The organism is Pseudoduganella sp. jia 9, from assembly GCF_055502615.1.
Window position 1 is genome coordinate 48,901 of the sequence record NZ_JBUPWE010000027.1, and the last position, 19,186, is coordinate 68,086.

15 protein-coding genes are annotated in these 19,186 nt (G+C 67.0%); 9 read left to right on the top strand and 6 right to left on the bottom strand.

Annotated features, from left to right (window positions below):
* Window positions 1–6 precede the first annotated feature (6 nt).
* Window positions 7–522: a gluconokinase gene (locus tag ACY34H_RS27830; protein WP_464980668.1), complete on the bottom strand. Its 516-nt coding sequence runs from the start codon at window positions 520–522 to the stop codon at window positions 7–9.
* Between the two features lie 263 nt (window positions 523–785).
* Window positions 786–1,814, bottom strand: a complete 1,029-nt coding sequence (gene gntR / locus ACY34H_RS27835; protein WP_464980669.1) for an HTH-type transcriptional regulator GntR — start codon at window positions 1,812–1,814, stop codon at window positions 786–788.
* A gap of 192 nt (window positions 1,815–2,006) precedes the next feature.
* Here gntR and ACY34H_RS27840 point away from each other — a divergent pair, with 192 nt between their 5' ends.
* A complete protein-coding gene (locus tag ACY34H_RS27840) occupies window positions 2,007–2,699 on the top strand; it encodes a helix-turn-helix transcriptional regulator (RefSeq protein ID WP_464980670.1) in 693 nt (230 codons plus the stop codon).
* Window positions 2,700–3,083: 384 nt separating this feature from the next.
* On the opposite strand, the gene ACY34H_RS27845 is transcribed toward ACY34H_RS27840, so the two are convergent.
* The 4 genes from ACY34H_RS27845 to ACY34H_RS27860 all read right to left on the bottom strand — a co-directional run bounded on the left by ACY34H_RS27845 (window position 3,084) and on the right by ACY34H_RS27860 (window position 5,682).
* Window positions 3,084–3,998, bottom strand: a complete 915-nt coding sequence (locus tag ACY34H_RS27845) for an alpha/beta hydrolase (protein WP_464980671.1) — start codon at window positions 3,996–3,998, stop codon at window positions 3,084–3,086.
* A 63-nt stretch (window positions 3,999–4,061) separates the two neighbouring features.
* Window positions 4,062–4,895: an HDOD domain-containing protein gene (locus ACY34H_RS27850; protein WP_464980672.1), complete on the bottom strand. Its 834-nt coding sequence runs from the start codon at window positions 4,893–4,895 to the stop codon at window positions 4,062–4,064.
* Window positions 4,896–4,985: 90 nt separating this feature from the next.
* Window positions 4,986–5,273, bottom strand: coding sequence for a hypothetical protein (locus ACY34H_RS27855; RefSeq protein WP_464980673.1), 288 nt, complete (start codon window positions 5,271–5,273; stop codon window positions 4,986–4,988).
* A gap of 7 nt (window positions 5,274–5,280) precedes the next feature.
* Window positions 5,281–5,682 (bottom strand): MarR family winged helix-turn-helix transcriptional regulator, encoded by a 402-nt coding sequence (locus tag ACY34H_RS27860; RefSeq protein WP_464980674.1) that lies wholly within the window; start codon window positions 5,680–5,682, stop codon window positions 5,281–5,283.
* A 181-nt stretch (window positions 5,683–5,863) separates the two neighbouring features.
* Between ACY34H_RS27860 and ACY34H_RS27865 the strand changes: the two genes are divergently transcribed.
* From ACY34H_RS27865 to ACY34H_RS27900, 8 genes are all read left to right on the top strand, one after another.
* Window positions 5,864–6,805: a GlxA family transcriptional regulator gene (locus ACY34H_RS27865; RefSeq protein WP_464980675.1), complete on the top strand. Its 942-nt coding sequence runs from the start codon at window positions 5,864–5,866 to the stop codon at window positions 6,803–6,805.
* Window positions 6,806–6,977: 172 nt separating this feature from the next.
* Window positions 6,978–8,222 (top strand): acetylornithine/succinylornithine family transaminase, encoded by a 1,245-nt coding sequence (gene astC / locus ACY34H_RS27870; protein ID WP_464980676.1) that lies wholly within the window; start codon window positions 6,978–6,980, stop codon window positions 8,220–8,222.
* A gap of 90 nt (window positions 8,223–8,312) precedes the next feature.
* Window positions 8,313–9,344, top strand: coding sequence for an arginine N-succinyltransferase (locus ACY34H_RS27875; protein ID WP_464980677.1), 1,032 nt, complete (start codon window positions 8,313–8,315; stop codon window positions 9,342–9,344).
* Between the two features lie 10 nt (window positions 9,345–9,354).
* Complete coding sequence (gene astA / locus ACY34H_RS27880) at window positions 9,355–10,401, top strand: arginine N-succinyltransferase (RefSeq protein WP_464980678.1); 1,047 nt, start codon at window positions 9,355–9,357, stop codon at window positions 10,399–10,401.
* An 8-nt stretch (window positions 10,402–10,409) separates the two neighbouring features.
* The gene (gene astD, locus ACY34H_RS27885) at window positions 10,410–11,885 is read left to right on the top strand and encodes a succinylglutamate-semialdehyde dehydrogenase (RefSeq protein WP_464980679.1); all 1,476 of its coding nucleotides are present in this window, start codon (window positions 10,410–10,412) and stop codon (window positions 11,883–11,885) included.
* An 8-nt stretch (window positions 11,886–11,893) separates the two neighbouring features.
* On the top strand, window positions 11,894–13,234 hold the full coding sequence (astB, locus tag ACY34H_RS27890) for an N-succinylarginine dihydrolase (RefSeq protein ID WP_464980680.1): 1,341 nt from the start codon (window positions 11,894–11,896) through the stop codon (window positions 13,232–13,234).
* A 165-nt stretch (window positions 13,235–13,399) separates the two neighbouring features.
* Window positions 13,400–18,151, top strand: a complete 4,752-nt coding sequence (locus tag ACY34H_RS27895; RefSeq protein ID WP_464980681.1) for an NAD-glutamate dehydrogenase domain-containing protein — start codon at window positions 13,400–13,402, stop codon at window positions 18,149–18,151.
* Window position 18,152: 1 nt separating this feature from the next.
* Entirely contained in the window at window positions 18,153–19,148 is a 996-nt protein-coding gene (locus tag ACY34H_RS27900) for a succinylglutamate desuccinylase (RefSeq protein WP_464980682.1), read from the top strand.
* Window positions 19,149–19,186 lie beyond the last annotated feature (38 nt).

The window sequence follows — 19,186 nt, forward strand, 5'->3', positions numbered from 1 at the left end:
GGAAGATCAGGCTGCCGGGGCAATCCGGCCGACCAGCTGCGGCACGTCGTCGCGGATATCGAGGACGATGCCCGCCTCATCAGGCTGCAAGGGTTCCAGCGCCGCGAACTGGCTGTCCAGCAGCGACAGCGGCATGTAGTGGCCGACGCGGGCATTCATGCGCTGCGCAATCAGCTCGCGCGTGCCATCCAGGTGCGCAAAATGCAATCCCGGCGATCCCCGCACGCCTTCGCGCAACACGTCGCGATAACGGCGCTTGAGCGCCGAGCACCCCACCACGATGCCTTCGCCGCGCTGCGCCGCGTCGCGGATCTCTCCCTGCAGGCTGGCCAGCCAGTGCAGGCGGTCGCCATCCGTCAGCGGCACGCCGGCGCTCATCTTCGCCACGTTCTCGGGCGAGTGATACCGGTCGCCCTCCACATAGCGCACGCCCAGCCGCTCCGCCAGCGCCATGCCCACCGAACTCTTGCCGCAACCGGCCACACCCATCACCACCCAGTACGGCGCGTCCACTTTACTCATTTCAACCTCTGATAGCGCTAACAAAGCGACCAGTGTACTGTACGAGCCAGTATTGTTCAACCGTGGAAAACCAGTAACCAGCCTGCCATTTTTCCGAAAACCTAAAAAAATAGGGACGGACCCAAAAATAGGGACGGACCCTGTTTTTGAGGAAATTAAAAAATAAGGACGGGCCGGAACGCCGGACCGCCTGTTTTTGAAGGAAGTTGCGCAGAAAACAGGGGCGGTCCCCGATTTTCGGGGACGCCGGATCTCCACCACTGTTACGCGCTTTCGCGCGCCATCAGCGTGAAGCCGAGGTCGAGGTGGGCCTGGGCCGGCCGTTCGCCGCGGATGGTGGCGCGCAGCATCGTGGCGGCTTCGAAGCCGATCTTGTAGCGCGGGGTGCCGACCGTCGTCAGCGCCGGCTTCATCCATGCCGATGCCGGCAAGTCGTTGAAGCCGCAGATGGCCAGTTGCCCGGGCACGTCGATGCCGCGGCGCTGGCACTGGTAGATCGCGCCGTGCGCCAGGTCGTCGTTGCAGCAGAAGATCGCGTCGCAATCGGGCACCTGGGCCAGCATGCGGCCCAGCAGTTCGGCGCCCAGCGCGATCGTGGAGGGATCGGGCACCATGATTTCCAGGCGCGAGTCGGCCAGGCCGGCATCGGCCATCGCCTTGCGGTAGCCTTCGGCCCGGCGCAGCGTACGTTCGTCGAGCTGGGCGCCAATGAAGCCGATGCGCTTCTTGCCCTTGCCGAGCAGGTAGCGCGTCATCGCCTGGCCCGCCTCCACCTGCGAGAAGCCGACGCACAGCAGGTCCGGGTCGGACGACAGGTCCATCATCGATACCACCGGCACGCGCGAGGTTTCCAGCATCTGCTGCACGCGCGGGCTGTGCGTCAGGCCGGACAGCAGGATGCCGTCCGGGTTCGACTGCATGTACACGTTGAGCAGCTTTTCCTCTTCGGCGTCGGAATAGCGGGTGTTGCCGATCAGGAGCTGGTAGTTGTCGTCATCGAGCGCATCCTGGATCCCCTGCAGGACGGCGGTGAATACGGTATTCGACAGCGAGGGCACGAGCACCACGATGACGTTCGATTGCGCCGAGGCGAGGGCGCGGGCGGCACGGTTCGGCACGTAGCCGAGTTCCTGCACGGCCTGCTCGACGCGCTGGCGCAGCAGCGAGGACACCAGGTCCGGCTGGTTGATGGCGCGCGAAGCCGTCATCGGCGCCACGCCGGCACGGGCCGCGACGTCGCTCAGCGTGACGCGGCCGCTGGCGCGGCTGCGGGAAGAAGGGGATTTGCTCATATCTGGAGGGGCTCTTGAGGACCCTTGGAATCCTACTTTGTTTTGTGGTGTTGTTGGGCTGGATTTATCCATATATCGGGAACCACTGTCAATCGACGCTGCGCTGTCGATACCCCCATAGTATGACCGATGCGGCCCTCGGCAGTGGCATGCCCGCATGCTAAGCTTGCCGCTTTGCCACGGGAGGACCGCATGAGCCGCACCGGCCGGATGTTCCAGTTGATGGATACGCTGCGCGGCAACCGGCATCCCGTCACGGCGGCCGCGCTGGCCGAGCGGCTGGGCGTTTCAGAACGCACGATCTACCGCGACATCGCCGCGCTGGCCGAACTGGGCGCGCCGGTGCAGGGCTCCGCCGGGGTCGGCTACCTGCTCAAGAGCGGCTTCTTCCTGCCGCCGCTGATGTTCGATGCCGATGAGCTGGAGGCCCTGGTGCTGGGCGCGCGTTGGGTGCGGCGCCAGGGCGACGCGGCGCTCGCCACCGCCGCCGCCAGCGCGCTGGCCAAGATCGCTACCGCCACCCCGAAGGACCTGCGCGACGAGATGGCGGAAACCAGCCTGTGGGTGCCGCTCGCGCCTCCGCAGACGGAGCATGATGCCTTCGTGCGCCCGGCCCGCGAAGCGATCCGCCGGCAGCACAAGCTGCGCATCAGCTACAGCGACGAACATGGCCGGGCGTCCGAGCGCACCGTCTGGCCGTTCGCACTGGCCTTCCTGGATGGCCGGCGGCTGCTCGCCGCCTGGTGCGAACTGCGAGCCGCCCAGCGCCACTTCCGCATCGACCGCATCCGCGATGCCACCGCGCTCGGCGAGCGCTATCCGACGCCGCGCCATGCCCTGATCCGCGCCTGGCGCGCCGAGCACGGCATCCGCGACGACTCCTGACAGGAACTGTCAGGCGCCACCCTTACCATGCTTGCCAACGAATATTGATGTTATGTGAACTGGCGCACAGAGCGCGGCTGGTCCGGCTAGTACTATGGAACTGTCTCTTTCAGGACATCCCTAGTTTTGGACTTGGCCCGCTTTCGAGCGGGCATTTTTTTTGTCCCGTGCGATTGCTGCGCCGCGCGATGGAGCCGGGAATGGACAAGGGATACGAGATGTTGCTTGGGCGGCCGCAGCCCGCGGACGTTGGGGAAGGCCGCCCGAATGCGGCCCTGCGCGAGCCCTCCGGCTGGGACGATGCGGACGGTGACGGCCCCGACCGCCTGTTCAACCGTTACCGGCGGCTGCGCCTGGAGGCATGGGCCGCCGCCGCGACCGAAGCTACTGTTCGCTGCCCGGCAATGCCCAGCGCAGTCCGCGCGTGATCACGGCCGGGCCCACGGTCAGGTGGTCTTCCTCGGGGATCACGTCGGCAGAGACCTTCAGCCCCGGATATTGGCGCGACTTCAGTGCCGCCTTGAAGGCACGCACGTCGCGCACCAGGTCCTCGCGCTTGTTGAAGCGCGGCCCCGGCTTGATCGCTTCGTATTCGCCCACGGCCAGCAGCACGTTGGCGCGGATATCCCTGCGGCTGGCGGCAACGGCCTTCTCGCGCTCGAACATCATGCGCCGGCCGAACCACAGCGACGGGCTGCCCAGCACGTAGTTCTCGAACATCGGCCGTTCGCCGAACAGCATTTCAAGGCCCAGCAGTGAACCGTACGAATGGCCGATGAAGGTCTTGCGGTTCATGTCGGCGCGATAGTGCCTGGCCACGAACGGGAACACGTCGTTGGCGATGAAACGGGCGAAGGGTGCCGCTTCGCCGAACTTCGGTTCGCGGCCCGGCATGTCGGAGCGCACGTCGGCATCGTCCGGCGGGCCCGGGGTATAGTCGCGGCGGCGGCTGTATTCCGGCGTGTCGCCGTTCGCGTAGGACAGGCCCACCAGGATGAATTCGCCGATCGTGCGGCCCTTGCGGCCGGCGCGGCCGGCGATGGCGCGCGTCAGCGGAAACGCGTAGGGCGCGTCGGTCACGAACACCACCGGGTAGCTGCGGCCGGAGCGCGCGTACGACGCCGGCAGGCTGACGTAGATCTGGTAATCGCGCTGCAGTTCGCGGGCGCGCACGGTGCGCACTTCGGTTCCATCCAGCACGTACGGCGCACCCTCGAGCGCGATCGAGGCGCCCTGGGCCAGCGCGCCGCCGGCCACGAAGCAGCACGCGACGGCAAGGGCGCGGAGTTGGTTCTTCATGTTGTCGGCGAGGCAAAAGAAACGATTATCGCCGAAATAAGGGATCGGGGGGCGGTGCCGGGACTACAGCATCAATACCGCATGCAGCGACTGCACCTCGCCGCGCGACTCGTCGAGGATTGCCTGCAGCGTGCCGTCGCCGACCGCGAAGTCGATCGTGCGCGCCGCCTGCGGCGTCGTCGCACCGGGCCGCGCATGCATCGGCGAGGCGACCGGCGCCAGGTCGTCGGCCAGCAGCAGCGTGTCGCCCAGCGTTTCCGGCGGCAGCGCGCGCATGCCGGTCCACATCGCTTCGATGGCGCGCACCACATGCTCCGGCACCATCAGCGCGCCCAGCACGTTCCGGCCGATCGTGGTTTCGCCGTGCGCGACCCAGTCGTCCGGCGCGCCGTCCAGCAGCCCCGGGAAGTCGGCCGAATGCGACAGCAGATAGAACGCACCCACTTCGTGGACGATGCCGGCAAACAGGGCCGTGTCCGGGTCCACGTGCGTAACGCGGCGCGCGATCACCTGGGCCAGTGCGGCCGTATGCGCCGTGTGCGCCCACAATTGATCCGCCCTGGCGCGCAAGCCGGCATCGAGCGCGTTGCCCAGCTGGCGCACGATCAGCGCTGCCACCAGCGATTGCAGCGTGCGCACGCCGAGCCGGTGCACCGCCGCGCGCACGCTGGAGATCGGCGTGCCGGAACGGTTGAAGGCCACGGAATTGGCGATGGCCACGGTGCGCGCGGCCAGCAGCGGATCGGCGCCGACCAGGCGCGCGGCAATGTCCACGTGGCAGTCCGGATCGACAAGGGCCTGCTGGAGCTTGACGGAAGCCTCCACGCTGGCGGGAAATGCAAGCTCGCCGCGGCCGGCCTGGGCCGCGATCGTGTTGAAGGCTTCGATTCTGTCCATCGGAAAATTATACCCACAAGATTGCCTTGTGGAAATAACTCGATGGCGATGTTGCGACGATGTTGCGCGGATGCCGCCGCGCCGGTGCGATTACTCCTGGCGGAAGATGGCGTCGCAACCTTCGTGCGTGGTGCCGTCCATGTCGGCCAGTTCGTCGGTCAGCTCCAGGTCTTCCAGTTCCTCGACCGCGTTGGTGAAGCTGTTGTGCTTGGTGGCGCCGATCAGGCGATAGATGTCGCCATCCTCGTTGCGCACGCCGATCAGGAACTTCTGCGCGCGCACCTCGTCCTCGGTGGCGGTTTCCAGCAGCAGGTTGCCGGCGATATCTTTGTCGAACTTGGCCGGCGCGAAACCGGCGATCAGGGTAGTTTTCAGCATCGTCTTTTCAGGATGGAGTGGATTCGGGAGAGGCATCGATCACGGATTTCAGGCGCGCCAGCACCCGTTCCAGTTCCGCGTAATCGGCCTCCGTGTAATGGGCGAACACCGCGCCGCCGCGCGAGGTCACGCGGGGGAATACTTCATGGAACGTTGTTTCCCCGGCTGGCGTGAGGCGGATGAACCAGCTGCGCGCATCGAGCGTGCTGCGCTCGCGCATCACCAGGCCTTTCTGCTCCAGCCGTTCGATCACGCCGGTCAGCGTGCCTTTCGTGATCAGCGTGCGCTCGCCCAGCTCCTTGTACGACATGCCCTGCGTATTGCCCAGCGTGGCGATGATGTCGAACTGGGCGTGGGTCAGGCCGTTCTCGCGCACGTGGCGGCCGGACAGGCGCTCGAAGGCTTGCATGCATTCCGCCAGCAGCCGGATACTTTTCAGATAACGTTCACCCATGGGCGGATTATAGCGGGCGGGCGGCCTTGCCGGTGCCGCCCCGGCTGCCGGGCAGGGGCCGCGGGTTGCCGTCACCCGTGAACTGTTACCATAGCAGTCCCGTTTCCCTTGCCTTCGATGACACCCTGCATGTCCGATGTCCTTCGCTAATCTCGCACGGCTCGGCCGCGAGCGGCCGCTGCGCATGCTGCTCGTCAATGCCGGCGATGCCGAGAGCCTGACCTGGTCCGGCCTGGCCCAGCCATTGCGGCTGGCGCAGCGCCTGCTTGGCGAAACGTTCGTGCTCGACATTCGCACACCCGCCACGGTGACGGCCGCCGGCACCGACGGCTGGCACGTGGCGCTGCTGGTCGCGGACGAGCAGCAGGCCGCGTTGCCCCCTCAACTGTTGCGCACGGTGCTCGACCGTTGCCGCAGCGCGGCCAGCTGGGGCGGCGTCGGCGCCGCCGTGCTGTGGCTGGCCTCGGCGGGGCATGCCGCCGGCGTGCGCATCGCGCTGCCCTGGGCCCTGTACGGCGACACCGGGGAGGTCGCCGAGCAGGCAATCCTGACGCCGCACCTGTTCGAATGCGATGGCCGGCACATCACCTGCTGCGGTGGCGCGGCCAGCATCGACTTCGCGCTGACCCTGATCGAACACCTGCTCGGCAGCGCCACTGGCGCCGCCGTCAAGGAAGCGCTGTGCATCGATCGTGTGCGCAGTGCAGACGAACGGCAGCGCGTGGCCTTGCAGGCCCGCTTCGGCGTGCTGCAACCGAAACTGTCCGAAGCGGTGACGCTGATGGAAGCGAACATCGAGGAACCGCTGTCGACCGACGATATCGCCAACCTCGTCGGCCTGTCGCGCCGCCAGCTCGAACGGCTGTTCAAGCAGTACCTGGGCAGCCTGCCGTCGCGCTACTACCTGGAACTGCGGCTGCAGCGCGCCCGCCAGCTGCTGCGCGAGACCAACCACTCGATCGTGCAGGTCGGGCTGATGTGCGGCTTCTCGTCCGGCTCCCACTTCTCCACCGCCTTCGGCACGCTGTTCGGCAACACCCCCCGCGAAGAACGCCAACGCAAACTCGCCGCCGCGTAAAAAATAGGGACGGACCCTGTTTTACAGGAAATTTCTCAGAAAACAGGGTCCGTCCCTATTTTTTGAAATTTCTTGTCGCATCTTCAAAAGAGTTTTAGCATCGCCGCTTTTAAAATGCGTACTCACCGTGGACTTGCCGCGGCCGTACCTCTTCTTTTCGTGGGGAATGCCAATGAACGCCAAGCTTGATTCGACTGTTACCACTCGCCCTGTCACCCGGCAGACTTATGACGAAGTCCTGGTGCCAACCTATGCACCGGCGCAGATGGTACCGGTGCGAGCATCGGGCCTGGACCTGTGGGACCAGGAAGGCAAGCACTACCTGGACTTCACTTCCGGCATCGCCGTGGCGGCGCTGGGCCACTGCAACCCGGTCGTGGTCGAGGCGCTGACCCGCCAGGCCAACACGGTCTGGCACCTGGGCAACGGCTACACGAACGAACCGGTGCTGCGCCTGGGCCTGGCGATCACGGAAGCCACGTTCGCCGACCGCGCCTTCTTCTGCAATTCCGGCGCCGAAGCCAACGAAGCGGCATTGAAGCTGGCGCGCAAGCATGCGCATACCAAGTTCGGCGAGCACAAGTCGCGCATCGTGTCGTGCCTGAATTCGTTCCACGGCCGCACGCTGTTTACCGTGTCCGTCGGCGGCCAGCCGAAATACACCGAAGGCTTCGAGCCGCTGCCGCCGTCGATCGACCATATTCCGTACAACGATATCGAAGCGGCGCGCGCCGCGATCGGCGACGACGTGTGCGCGGTGATCGTCGAGCCGGTGCAGGGCGAGGGCGGCGTGATGCCGGGTAATCCGGAATACCTGCAGGAGCTGCGCGCGCTGTGCGACAAGACCGGCGCCCTGCTGATCTTCGACGAGGTACAGTGCGGCATGGGCCGTACCGGCTCGCTGTTCGCCTATATGGGCTACGGCGTGACGCCGGACGTGCTGACGTCGGCGAAGGCGCTGGGCAACGGCTTCCCGGTCGCGGCGATGCTGACCACGGAAGAGCTGGCGAAGAACCTGTCGGTCGGCACGCACGGCACCACGTACGGCGGCAACCCGCTGGCGGCCACGGTGGCGCTGACGGTGCTGGAAACCATCAACCAGCCTGCCTTCCTGGCGCGCGTGAAGGAAGCGAGCCTGTACCTGATCGGCAAGCTGGAAGAACTGATCCGCGACTACCCGCAGGTGTTCACCACCGTGCGCGGCGCCGGCCTGCTGCTGGGCCTCGTCGTCAGCGACGAATTCAAGGGCCGCTCGAAGGATATCCAGCGCGCCGTCGAGGCCGAAGGCCTGATGGTGCTGATCGCCGGCCCGGACGTCGTGCGCATGGCGCCGGCGCTGATCGTGACCGACGCACAGATCGACGAAGCCATGGCGCTGATGCGCAAGGGCGTGGACGCACTGCTGGCAGCGAAATAAACCCCGGCTCCCGGCGTCGTCCATGCCGCCGGCGCGGCGCATCTTGATTCATGCAGCGTGCCGGCGTTTTCATTCAAACCAGGAGTGCCTATGTACGTCGTCCGTCCGGTGGAAACCGCGGATATCCCCGCGCTCGAATCCTTGGCCGCGGTGACGATGCCGGGTGTGCACACGCTGCCCCGCAGCCGCGACAAGATCGTCATGGCCGTCGAGCGCTCGCTGGCATCGGCGGCCGCCCAGGTCGACATTCCCAGCGAGGAGTCGTACCTGTTCGTGCTGGAATCGGTGGAAGAGCGCCGCATCTGCGGCACCGCCGCCATCTTCGCCTCGGCCGGTTCCAACGGCACCTATTTCTCGTTCCGCAATGACGTGATCCAGCAGGTCTCGCGTGACCTGAACATCTGCCACAGCGTGCATGCGCTGACGCTGTGCTCGGAGCTGACCGCCTATTCGCACCTGTCGTCGTTCTATGTCGCGCCGGAAGTGCAGCAGGGCCCCGAGGCGGCGCTGCTCTCCCGCTCCCGCCTGCTGTATGCGGCGCAGCATCCGCGGCGCTTCGGCGACCGCTTTTTCGTGCCGCTGGCCGGCGTCACCGATGACGACGGCCAGTCGCCGTTCTGGAACGCCGTCGGCCGCAAGTTCTTCAAGATGGATTTTCTCGATGCCGAGCGCACTATCGGCGGCGCGCGCAACCGCACCCTGATCGTCGAGCTGATGCCGCATTACCCGGTGTACGTGCCGTTGCTGCCGGGCGATGCGCAAGCCGTGATGGGGCAGATCCACCCGTCCGGCGAGCTGGCCTTCAACCTGCTCACGGCCGAGGGCTTCGAGGCCGACGAGTACATCGACATCTTCGACGGCGGCCCGATCCTGCAGGCGCACAAGCACGCGCTGCGCACGTTTACCAGCTCGCTGAAGCTGCGCGTGCGCACCGGTGTCGCCCGCACCAGGGAAGGCCCGCTGTTCAACTACGCGGTGGCCAACGCCGACAGCGCGGCGTTCCGTGCCGTGACGCTGCCCTGCCCGGACCTGGAAGGCTGCGACGCCGTGGCGCTGCCGCCCGAGGTCCAGGACATCCTGCGCGTCGCCGAGGGCGACAGCGTGACCTGCGTACGCATCTGAGGAGAAACCCATGCTTGTTGTACGCGCCATCCACGAGGGCGACCTCGACGGCCTGTTCAACCTGGCGAGCCAGGTCGGCACCGGCATGACCACGCTGAAGCCCGACATGAAGATGCTGGGCGACCGCCTGGCCACCGCGTGCGCATCGTTTGCCGAAACCATTCCGCCGGAAGAGCGCGACTACCTGTTCGTGATGGAAGACACCGCCAACCGCCGGCTGGCCGGCGTCTGCGCGATCAAGGGCGCCGTCGGCCTGACGGAACCGTTCTACAACTACCGGATCGGCACGCTGGTGCATTCCAGCCGCGAGCTGAACGTCTTCACCAGGATGGAAACGCTGTACCTGTCGAACGACCTGACGGGATCCTCGGAACTGTGCTCGCTGTTCCTGCACCCCGATTACCGGGTGGGCCACAACGGCAAGCTGCTGTCGAAAAGCCGCTTCCTGTTCATCGCCCAGTTCCCGCACCTGTTCACGGAAAAGATCATTGCCGAGATGCGCGGCTACCAGGCCGAGGATGGCAGCTCGCCGTTCTATGAAGGACTGGGCCGGCATTTCTTCAAGATGGATTTCCATCACGTCGACGACCTGACCGCGCTGGGCAAGAAATCGTTCATCGCCGAGCTGATGCCGCGCCAGCCGCTGTACATCGCCTACCTGCCGCAGGACGCGCAGGATGTCGTCGGCGCCGTGCACAAGTCCACCGCGCCGGCGCGCCGCCTGCTGGAGCAGGAAGGCATGCACTACGAAGGCTACGTCGACATCTTCGATGCCGGCCCGGTGCTGCAGGCGCGCGTGTCGGAACTGCGCGCCCTGCGCGACAGCGAGCTGGCGACCATCGCGCCGGACGACGACATGGTGCACGCCTGCGCGCCCGCCAACAGCGAGCCCACGCTGGTGTCGAACACCACGCTGCGCGACTTCCGGATGATCATCACCGAGGCGGCCAGCGTCAACGGCAGCATCGACCTGTCGGCCGCCGAACAACAGCTGCTGCATTGCGCTACCGGCGCCACGGTGCGCACGCTGCCCCTGAACGTCAAGAAAAACCAGTGAGGAAGAACATGCCCGAGACCGTACTGTCCAACTTCATCGCCGGCCGCTGGCAGGCCGGCAGCGGCGCCGAACTGATCACCATCGATCCGGCCACCGGCAAGGAAACGTGGCGCGGCAAGGCCGCCGCGCCGGAAGACGTGGCCGCCGCGTGCAGCGCCGCCCGCGCCGCCTTCGAACCCTGGGCCGAGCGATCGCTGGAAGAGCGCATCGCCATCGCCACGCGCTTCCGCGACCTGCTGAAGGAAAACAACGAGGCGCTGGCTGAACTGATCGCCCAGGAAGTGGGCAAGCCGATGTGGGAGGCACGTACCGAAGTGACGACGATGGCGAACAAGGTCGACATCTCGGTGCAGTCGTACAACGCCCGTACCGGCGAAGTGCACAACAAGGTTGCCGACGGCGAAGCCGTGCTGCGCCACCGGCCGCATGGCGTGTTCGGCGTGTTCGGCCCGTATAACTTCCCTGGCCACCTGCCGAACGGCCACATCGTACCCGCCCTGATCGCCGGGAACACCGTGGTATTCAAGCCCAGCGAATACGCGCCGCGTACCGCGATGAAGACCGTGGAGCTGTGGGAACGGGCCGGTGTGCCGGCCGGCGTGATCAACCTGGTCAACGGCGGCCGCGATACCGGCGTGGCGCTGGGCCAGAACGCCGATATCGATGGCGTGCTGTTCACCGGCAGCAGCCAGACCGGTGCCGCGCTGCACCGCCAGTTCGGCGGCCAGCCGGGCAAGCTGCTGGCGCTGGAAATGGGCGGCAACAACCCGCTCGTCGTATGGGACGTGAAGGATATCGATGCCGCCGTGTTCATGGCGATCCAGTCGGCCTTCATCTCGGCCGGCCAGCGCTGCACCTGCGCGCGCCGGCTGGTCGTCCAGAAGGGCGAGCAGGGCGACGCGTTCCTCGCACGCCTGGTCGACGTGGCGTCGAAGATCCAGGTGGGGCCGTCGCATGCCGAGCCGCAGCCGTTCATGGGCCCGGTGGTGTCCGCCGCCGTCGCCGAAAAGCTGGTCCAGGCGCAGCACGACATGGTGGCCAAGGGCGGCAAACTGCTGCTGGAAATGAAGCAGCTGCAGCCCGAGACCGGCTTCGTCTCGGCCGGCATCGTCGACGTGACCGATGCGCAGGGCATCCCCGACGAGGAATGGTTCGGCCCCCTGCTGCAGGTATACCGCACGGACGATTTCGATACCGCCCTGCGCATCGCCAACAACACCGGGTTCGGCCTGGCCGCCGGCCTGCTGTCGAACCAGGAAACGCTGTGGAAGACCTTCCAGCGGCGTGCCCGCGCCGGCATCGTCAACTGGAACCGCCCGACGACCGGGGCGGCCAGCACTGCGCCGTTCGGCGGCGTCGGCAAGTCCGGCAACCATCGGCCCAGCGCTTACTACGCCGCCGATTACTGCGCCTATCCGGTCGCATCGATCGAGAACGGCGAGCTGGAAATGCCGGCCAAGCTGTCGCCGGGCCTGACGTTCTGAGGAAATCCATGAGCACGCGTGAATTCAACTTCGACGGCCTGGTGGGCCCATCGCACAATTACGCCGGCCTGTCGTTCGGCAACGTGGCCTCGTTCAACAACGTGAAAAGCGCCTCGAATCCAAGGCAGGCTGCCTTGCAGGGCCTGGCCAAGATGCGCGCGCTGGCCGCGCGCGGCTTCGCGCAGGGCATGCTGCCGCCGCAGGCGCGGCCGAACTTCCGGCTGCTGCGCAGCCTGGGCTTTTCCGGCAGCGATGCCGACGTGCTGGCGCGCGCCCACAAGGAGTCGCCGGTACTGCTGGCCAGTGCGTATTCGGCATCGTCGATGTGGACCGCCAACGCGGCCACCGTCAGCCCGTCGCGCGACACGGCGGACGGCCGGGTGCACTTCACGCCGGCCAACCTGAACAACAAGCTGCACCGCTCGCACGAGCACGTGCAGTCCGGCCGCGCGCTGCGCGCCATCTTCCACGACGAGCGCCATTTCGCCGTGCACGATGCATTGCCGTCCACGCCGGCGTTCGGCGACGAGGGCGCCGCCAACCACACGCGCCTGTGCCGCGACCATGGCGCGGACGCGATTGAAATGTTCGTCTACGGGCGCGTCGAATTCGACCCGGCCGCACCCGCGCCGGCGCGCTACCCGGCCCGGCAGACGCTGGAAGCGTCGGAAGCGGTGGCGCGGCTGCATGGCCTGCGGGAGGCGCGCACCGTGTACGTGCAGCAGAACCCGAATGTGATCGACCAGGGCGTGTTCCACAACGACGTGATCGCCGTCGGCAATGCCGGCGTGCTGTTCTACCACGAGCAGGCATTCGCCGACGAGCAGGGCACGCTGCTCAAGTTGCGCCAGGCGCTCGACGGCGTCGACGCGGAGCTGACCCCGATCCGCGTCGACACCGGCCAGGTGGCCGTGGCGGACGCGGTGCACAGCTACCTGTTCAACAGCCAGCTGCTGTCGAAACCGGACGGGAAAATGGCCCTGGTGATCCCCCGCGAGTGCGAGGAAAACGCCGCCGTGTCGCAGTACCTGGCCGGCCTGGTGGCCAGCGGCGGCCCGATCGACGAGCTGGTGCACTTCGACCTGCGCCAGAGCATGCGCAACGGCGGCGGTCCCGCATGCCTGCGCCTGCGCGTGGCGCTGACGGACGAGGACGCGGCGGCGATGCACCAGGGAGTGATCATGACCGAGGCGCTGTACCGCAAGCTGGTGGCCTGGGTGGAAAAGCACTACCGCGACCAGCTCGCGCCGCAAGACCTGGCCGACCCCGCCCTGGCGATCGAGATCGCCGCCGCACTGGAGGAACTGGAACGCCTGCTCGGGCTCCCCGGGTTGTATGATCTGGGCTGACCAGCAAGGTTGACCATGTCGGCCAGGACCTCGCCACCGGGGCTCGGCCATCTGGCAGATTGAAGAAACGGTGGGGCTGAGCGATCCTCGGCCCCATTGCACATGCGCCAGCCACGAGCCGGCGCGCAGTACCCATCACGCACACTGGAATAACTGGAGAAGCAGATGACAAAGATGCCGCAGCAACTGCGTAAAGAGACCCTGGAACTCGTTAATGTCGACAATGCAGCGGGCCAAGGCCCTGTGCAGGCGCTGATCGCCGCCTGGCTGAAATCGCTCGATGACGAAGACCTGGCCGATACGCTGCCCGAGAGCCTGGCGCCGGTACTGGTGGAGGGCTTTACCCAGGCGGCTCGCCGCACGGCGCCGGGCGCGCAGATCGCCACGCTGCGCTATGCGGATGGCCGCGGTGGCCACGCGACCGCGCTGCTGATCCTGAACGACGACATGCCATACCTCGTCGATTCCATCGTGATGGCGCTGCGCCGCCAGAAGGTGCAGGTGAACGGGGTACTCAACGCCGTGCTGCCGGTCACGCGCGACGCGAGCGGCAATGTGAGCGCCGTGGGCGACCCCGGTGCGCGGCTGGAGTCCTATGTGCTTTGCCTGCTGGCCGAGGAACCCGACGAGGCATCGCTGCGCGAACTGACCGGCCGCATCGGCATGGTGGCGGGCGACGCGGCCATGGTCAAGCGCGACCTGCCGACGATGAAGAACCGCTTCACCACCGTCGCCGATTCCGTGCAGGGGCAGGGCGAGGAAGGTGCCGAGGCAGCCGCCTTCCTGCACTGGGCGCGCGACGAAGGCTTCGAGGTGCATGGCTACGCCTACTATCACGTGAAGCCGGGCACGCACGAACTGGAACGCGACCTGCCGAGCCGCATCGGCGTGCTGCAGGATACCGCGCACCCCGTGTATGGCACCTGCCTGGCCAACATCCCCGGCGACCTCGATACCCTGAACCGCCGCGGCCACATCCTGTCGATCGTGAAGGCCGACGTGAGCGGCACGCTGCACCGCGACCAGCAACTCGACTTCATCGGCGTGCGGGCCGCCGACGCGGCCGGCAACGTGCTGGGCGAACACTGCTTCATCGGCCTGTTCACCCGTGCCGCCCTGCTCACGCCGCTGGCGCGCCTGCCGTTCGCGCGCGGCCGCATAGCCCAGGTGCTGAAGATCGCCAACCTGCGCCAGGAAGGTTTCCGCGCCGAGAAATTCATCGAGATCCTGGAATCGCTGCCGCGCACCGAAGCGCTGGAAGCAGACCCGGAATGGCTGGCCGAAGTGTGCAGCGCCGTCGTGTCGCTGTACAAGCAGCCGCGCACCAAGGTGTTCGCGCGACGTGACGTGTATGCGCGCCACCTGAACGTGCTGGTCTACCTGCCGCGCGAACGCTACAGCGCCAGCGTGGCGCATGCCCTTTCCCGCGCGCTGCAGGAAAGCTCGGGCGCGACGCATGTCAGCTCGCATACGCTGGTGGCGGACGGCCCGCTGGCCCGCCTGTACCTGATCGCCCATGCGGCACGCTATCCGCTGGACCTGGAAAGCGACGTGCAGCGCCCGCTGCTGTCGATCCTCGATGGCTGGCACGAGGGCTTTTCCGAGCTGGCCGACGCGGTGCCGGACGAACACCTGCGCAACGACCTGCGCCGCCTGTGCGCCACCTTGCCGGTCGACTACGTGGCCGCCACGTCACCGGTGGTGGCGTTCCACGACCTGGACAAGATCCTGCGCAACGGCACCTCGCAGCGCGCCTCGGTGCGCATCGAGCTGGCTTCCTCGGCCGGCCCCGCCACCATTCGCATCTACACGCTGGACAAGACGCCGACGCTGTCGTCGATCATGCCCGCGCTGCACAACGCAGGCGTGCTGATCGACCGCGAACGCGCGCACACGATCAAGACCGCCGACGGCCAGCGCCACTACGTGACGAGCCTGGCGGTGGATGCCGCGTCGGCCGAGAAGCTGGCGCGGCCCGGCGTGGCCCGCGTGGCCGAGGACCTGTTCGCCGCGCTGTTCAACGACGATATCGAGGATGGCCGCCTGAACGGCCTGGTGGTCGAGGGCGGCCTGAATCCGCGCCAGGTGCAGCTGGTGCGCGCCTACATGAGCTACTGGCGCCAGACCGGCACCCAGTTCTCGGTTCGCTACATCGCCGAGAGCCTGCGCCGCCAGCCGGCGCTGGTGAAGGAAATCGTCGACGCGTTCGAGGCGCGCTTCGACCCGGCGCAGGGCGAACAGGAGCGAATGGCAGCGCGTGAAACGCTGGTGGCGCTGAAGGCCCGCGTACCGCAGGTGAACCATGCCGACCTGGAAGTGATCCTGGGCGCGCTGCTGGACCTGATCCTGGCCACCGTGCGCACCAATTACTTCCAACCCAGCCCGGCCCTGCAGAATCCGGACGTGCTCGATGCGCGGGACAAGATCATCTTCAAGTTCGATACCAGCAACCTCGCGCTGCTGCCGGAACCGAAGCCGTACCGCGAGATCTACGTGTTCTCGCGCCGCTTCGAGGGCGTGCACCTGCGCGGCGGCCCTGTGGCGCGCGGCGGCCTGCGCTGGTCGGACCGCATGGAGGATTACCGCACCGAAGTGCTGGGCCTCGTGAAGGCGCAGATGGTCAAGAATGCCGTCATCGTGCCGGCCGGTGCGAAGGGCGGTTTCGTCTGCAAGCAGATGCCGGCCGGCGCGCCGCGTGAAGTCATCGCGGCCGAAGGCGAAGCGGTGTACCGCATGTTCATCGCCAGCCTGCTGGAAGTGACGGACAACCGCCAGCTGGGCAAGATCGTGCCGCCCGAGCAGACGGTGCGCTACGACGGCGACGATCCCTACCTGGTGGTGGCGGCCGACAAGGGCACGGCCACGTTCTCCGACATCGCCAACAGCATCGCCGTGCAGCGCGGCTTCTGGCTCGGCGACGCGTTTGCCTCCGGCGGCTCGAATGGCTACGACCACAAGAAGCTGGGCATCACGGCGAAAGGCGCGTTCGAAGCCGTCAAGCGCCACTTCTACGAAATGGGCCACGACATGGCCACCACGCCGTTCACCGTGGTCGGCGTGGGCGACATGTCGGGCGACGTGTTCGGCAACGGCATGCTGTTGTCCGACAAGATCCGGCTGCTGGCCGCGTTCGACCATCGCCACATCTTCCTCGACCCGGATCCGGACACCGCTGCATCGTTCGCCGAGCGCCAGCGGCTGTTCGCGCTGCCCCGTTCGTCGTGGGAAGATTACGACAAGAACCTGATCTCGGCAGGCGGCGGCGTGTATCCGCGCTCGGCGCGCACGATCGAACTGTCGCCGCAGGTCCGCGCGGCGCTCGACATTGCCGAGACGTCGCTGTCGCCCGAGGAACTGATGCACCGCATCCTGCTGGCGCCGGTGGACCTGTTCTACAACGGCGGCATCGGTACGTACATCAAGGCATCCACTGAAACCAATGCGCAGGTCAAGGACCGCGCCAACGACCATATCCGCGTCGACGGCAATGCGCTGCGCTGCAAGGTGGTGGGCGAGGGCGGCAACCTGGGCGCCACGCAGGCGGGCCGCATCGAGTTCGCGCTGGCCGGCGGTCGCATCTTCACCGATGCGATCGACAACTCGGCCGGCGTCGATTGCTCGGACCACGAAGTGAACGCGAAGATCTGGCTGGATGTGGAAGTCAATGCCGCCAAGCTGACGGAAGAAGAGCGCAACCGCACGCTGAACGAGATGACCGACGATATCGTGCGCCTCGTCCTGCGCGACAACACGCAACAGACGCGCCTGCTGGTGCGCGAGCTGCAGGCGCAATCGGATGTCGCCGTGCAAAAAGGCTATGCCGCGCTGATCGCCAGCCTGGAAGAAGAAGGCGCGCTGTCGCGCGAACTGGAGATGCTGCCGTCGGTGGCGGAACTGGCACGCCGCAAAGGAGACAACCGCGGGCTGACGACGCCGGAACTGGCCGTCGTCGTCGCCAACGTGAAGAACCGCTACAAGCGCATCCTGGGAGCCTTGCCGCTGACGGAGGAAAGCTGGGCGGAAACCGTGTTGCGGCCGTACTTCCCCGGCTTGCTGGTTGCCACACGCTCGCCGCTGGCGCACCCGCTGGCCAACGCGATCCTGGCCACCGTGCTGGCCAACGAAGTGGTCAACCGCTGCGGCCCGCTGATGATCCGCAACCTGGCGCAGGAGCATGGCGTGGCGGAGAGCGACGTGATCCTGGCGTGGGGGCAGGCCTGGTCCGCGCTGAACCTGGATCCGGTGTTCGACACGCTGGACGCCGAGGCGCTGGCCGTGCCGCGCGAGGTGTCGATGGCGGTCGATGCGCGCAGCCGGTCCGCGTTGCGCGCCGTGATGGAAGGCGTGCTGGCGGTGCCGAAGGAGCAGTTGCGCGGCAGCGGTGGCATCGCCGAGCTGTCTCGCCTGTTCGCCGAACCGGGCATGGCCGGCCGCCTCGCACCGGCGGGCACGGCGACCGAAGCCGACGCAGTGCCCGACCTGAAGCCCGAATTTGCCGCGGCATGGAAAGCGCTGGAAGGCATCGAGGGCGTGTCGGCCTTCCTGTTTACGGCACTGTCCGTGCAGCGGCCGGAGGGAATGGACTTGCCGGCATTCCTGGCGCTGGGCACCACGCTGCGCGCCAAGGCGGGCATCGACACGCTGGAACGCGGCCTGAACCTGCCGGCCACCAGCCGCTCGCAGGAACAGTTGCGCAGCTATGCGCAGCAGGCATTGCGGCGCACGCAACAGCGCCTGCTGGCGCAAGTGCTGGCCCGCGCGGCCGGCCATGGTGCCGGCGCGGTAGATGCCGTGATCGCCTCGCTGAACCTGCCGGAGTTCAGTGCGCCGACGGACCTGGAGCAGGCGATGCTGGATGCGTGGACGCTGTCCGAAGCCGTCAACAACGGCGGCTACGGCGTGCAGAAGGCGGCCTGACATGGAGGAGACATTGCATGAGCCGTTGCCGGCGCCGGTGCGGGCCCTGGCCGAGGCGGATTTCTCCGCCGTGGCGCGGGCCTTCGGCGACGCCGGCTTCACGGTGGCCGAGCCGGCGGACGGCATCCTGACCATCCGCCTTCAGGGCACCGTCCGGCCGGCGGTGCTGCTGTCGGTCGGCGTGCATGGCGATGAAACGGGGCCGATCGAACTGACGGCCTACCTGCTCGATGCACTGGCGCGCGAACCGCGGGCGCTGGCGGTGGACCTGATGGTCTGCGTCGGCAGCATCGGCGCGATCCGCGCCGGCAAGCGCTTCATCGATGCCGATTTGAACCGCATGTTCCGCGCCGAGCGGGGCAGCCTGGCGGGAACCGCCGAAGCGGCACGGGCGGACGAGATGATCGCCGCCACCGCCGCCTTCTTCGCCGATGCGGGCCCGGAGCGCTGGCACCTCGACCTGCACACGGCCATTCGCGCATCGCATTACCCCACGTTCGCGATCGTGCCGGAACTGATCGCAGCGCCGGCGCGCGAGCACCTCATCGGCTGGCTGGGCGATGCGGGCATCGGCGCCGTCATCCTGAACCGCGAGACCGCCGGCACCTACAGCTTCCATACGGCCGAGCACCACGGTGCCGCCGGCAGCACCGTGGAACTGGGGCGCATCGGCACGCTGGGCCGCAACGACCTGGCGCAATTCGCCGCCGCCTCCGCCGCGCTGGACCGCCTGCTGCGCGGGCAGCCGTCACAGGCTGCGGCGCAGGCACCGCACCTGTTCCGCGTTGCGCAGAACATCATCAAGCTGTCCGACGGCTTCACGATGGCGTTCGGCAAGGAGACGCAGAATTTCACGCCACTCCGGCAAGGCGACGAGATCGCCCGCGACGGCGACACCGTCTATACGGTGCAGCACGCGGAGGAGTTCGTCGTGTTTCCCAATCCCGACGTCCGTATCGGCCTGCGCGCCGGGATGATGATCGTTCGCATCGGCTGAGCTTTCATAAGAACTGAAAGCGGCGTTGCCACCGTGAA

What these genes read in the sequence shown, in the direction of transcription:
- ACY34H_RS27830 (WP_464980668.1), bottom strand. Translation starts at nt 522, where the DNA reads ATGAGTAAAGTGGACGCGCCGTACTGGGTGGTGATGGGTGTGGCCGGT.
- ACY34H_RS27875 (WP_464980677.1), top strand. Translation starts at nt 8,313, where the DNA reads ATGTACGTCGTCCGTCCGGTGGAAACCGCGGATATCCCCGCGCTCGAA.
- ACY34H_RS27895 (WP_464980681.1), top strand. Translation starts at nt 13,400, where the DNA reads ATGACAAAGATGCCGCAGCAACTGCGTAAAGAGACCCTGGAACTCGTT.
- astA (WP_464980678.1), top strand. Translation starts at nt 9,355, where the DNA reads ATGCTTGTTGTACGCGCCATCCACGAGGGCGACCTCGACGGCCTGTTC.
- ACY34H_RS27850 (WP_464980672.1), bottom strand. Translation starts at nt 4,895, where the DNA reads ATGGACAGAATCGAAGCCTTCAACACGATCGCGGCCCAGGCCGGCCGC.
- ACY34H_RS27865 (WP_464980675.1), top strand. Translation starts at nt 5,864, where the DNA reads ATGTCCTTCGCTAATCTCGCACGGCTCGGCCGCGAGCGGCCGCTGCGC.
- astB (WP_464980680.1), top strand. Translation starts at nt 11,894, where the DNA reads ATGAGCACGCGTGAATTCAACTTCGACGGCCTGGTGGGCCCATCGCAC.
- ACY34H_RS27845 (WP_464980671.1), bottom strand. Translation starts at nt 3,998, where the DNA reads ATGAAGAACCAACTCCGCGCCCTTGCCGTCGCGTGCTGCTTCGTGGCC.
- ACY34H_RS27855 (WP_464980673.1), bottom strand. Translation starts at nt 5,273, where the DNA reads ATGCTGAAAACTACCCTGATCGCCGGTTTCGCGCCGGCCAAGTTCGAC.
- ACY34H_RS27860 (WP_464980674.1), bottom strand. Translation starts at nt 5,682, where the DNA reads ATGCAAGCCTTCGAGCGCCTGTCCGGCCGCCACGTGCGCGAGAACGGC.
- astC (WP_464980676.1), top strand. Translation starts at nt 6,978, where the DNA reads ATGAACGCCAAGCTTGATTCGACTGTTACCACTCGCCCTGTCACCCGG.
- gntR (WP_464980669.1), bottom strand. Translation starts at nt 1,814, where the DNA reads ATGAGCAAATCCCCTTCTTCCCGCAGCCGCGCCAGCGGCCGCGTCACG.
- ACY34H_RS27900 (WP_464980682.1), top strand. Translation starts at nt 18,153, where the DNA reads ATGGAGGAGACATTGCATGAGCCGTTGCCGGCGCCGGTGCGGGCCCTG.
- astD (WP_464980679.1), top strand. Translation starts at nt 10,410, where the DNA reads ATGCCCGAGACCGTACTGTCCAACTTCATCGCCGGCCGCTGGCAGGCC.
- ACY34H_RS27840 (WP_464980670.1), top strand. Translation starts at nt 2,007, where the DNA reads ATGAGCCGCACCGGCCGGATGTTCCAGTTGATGGATACGCTGCGCGGC.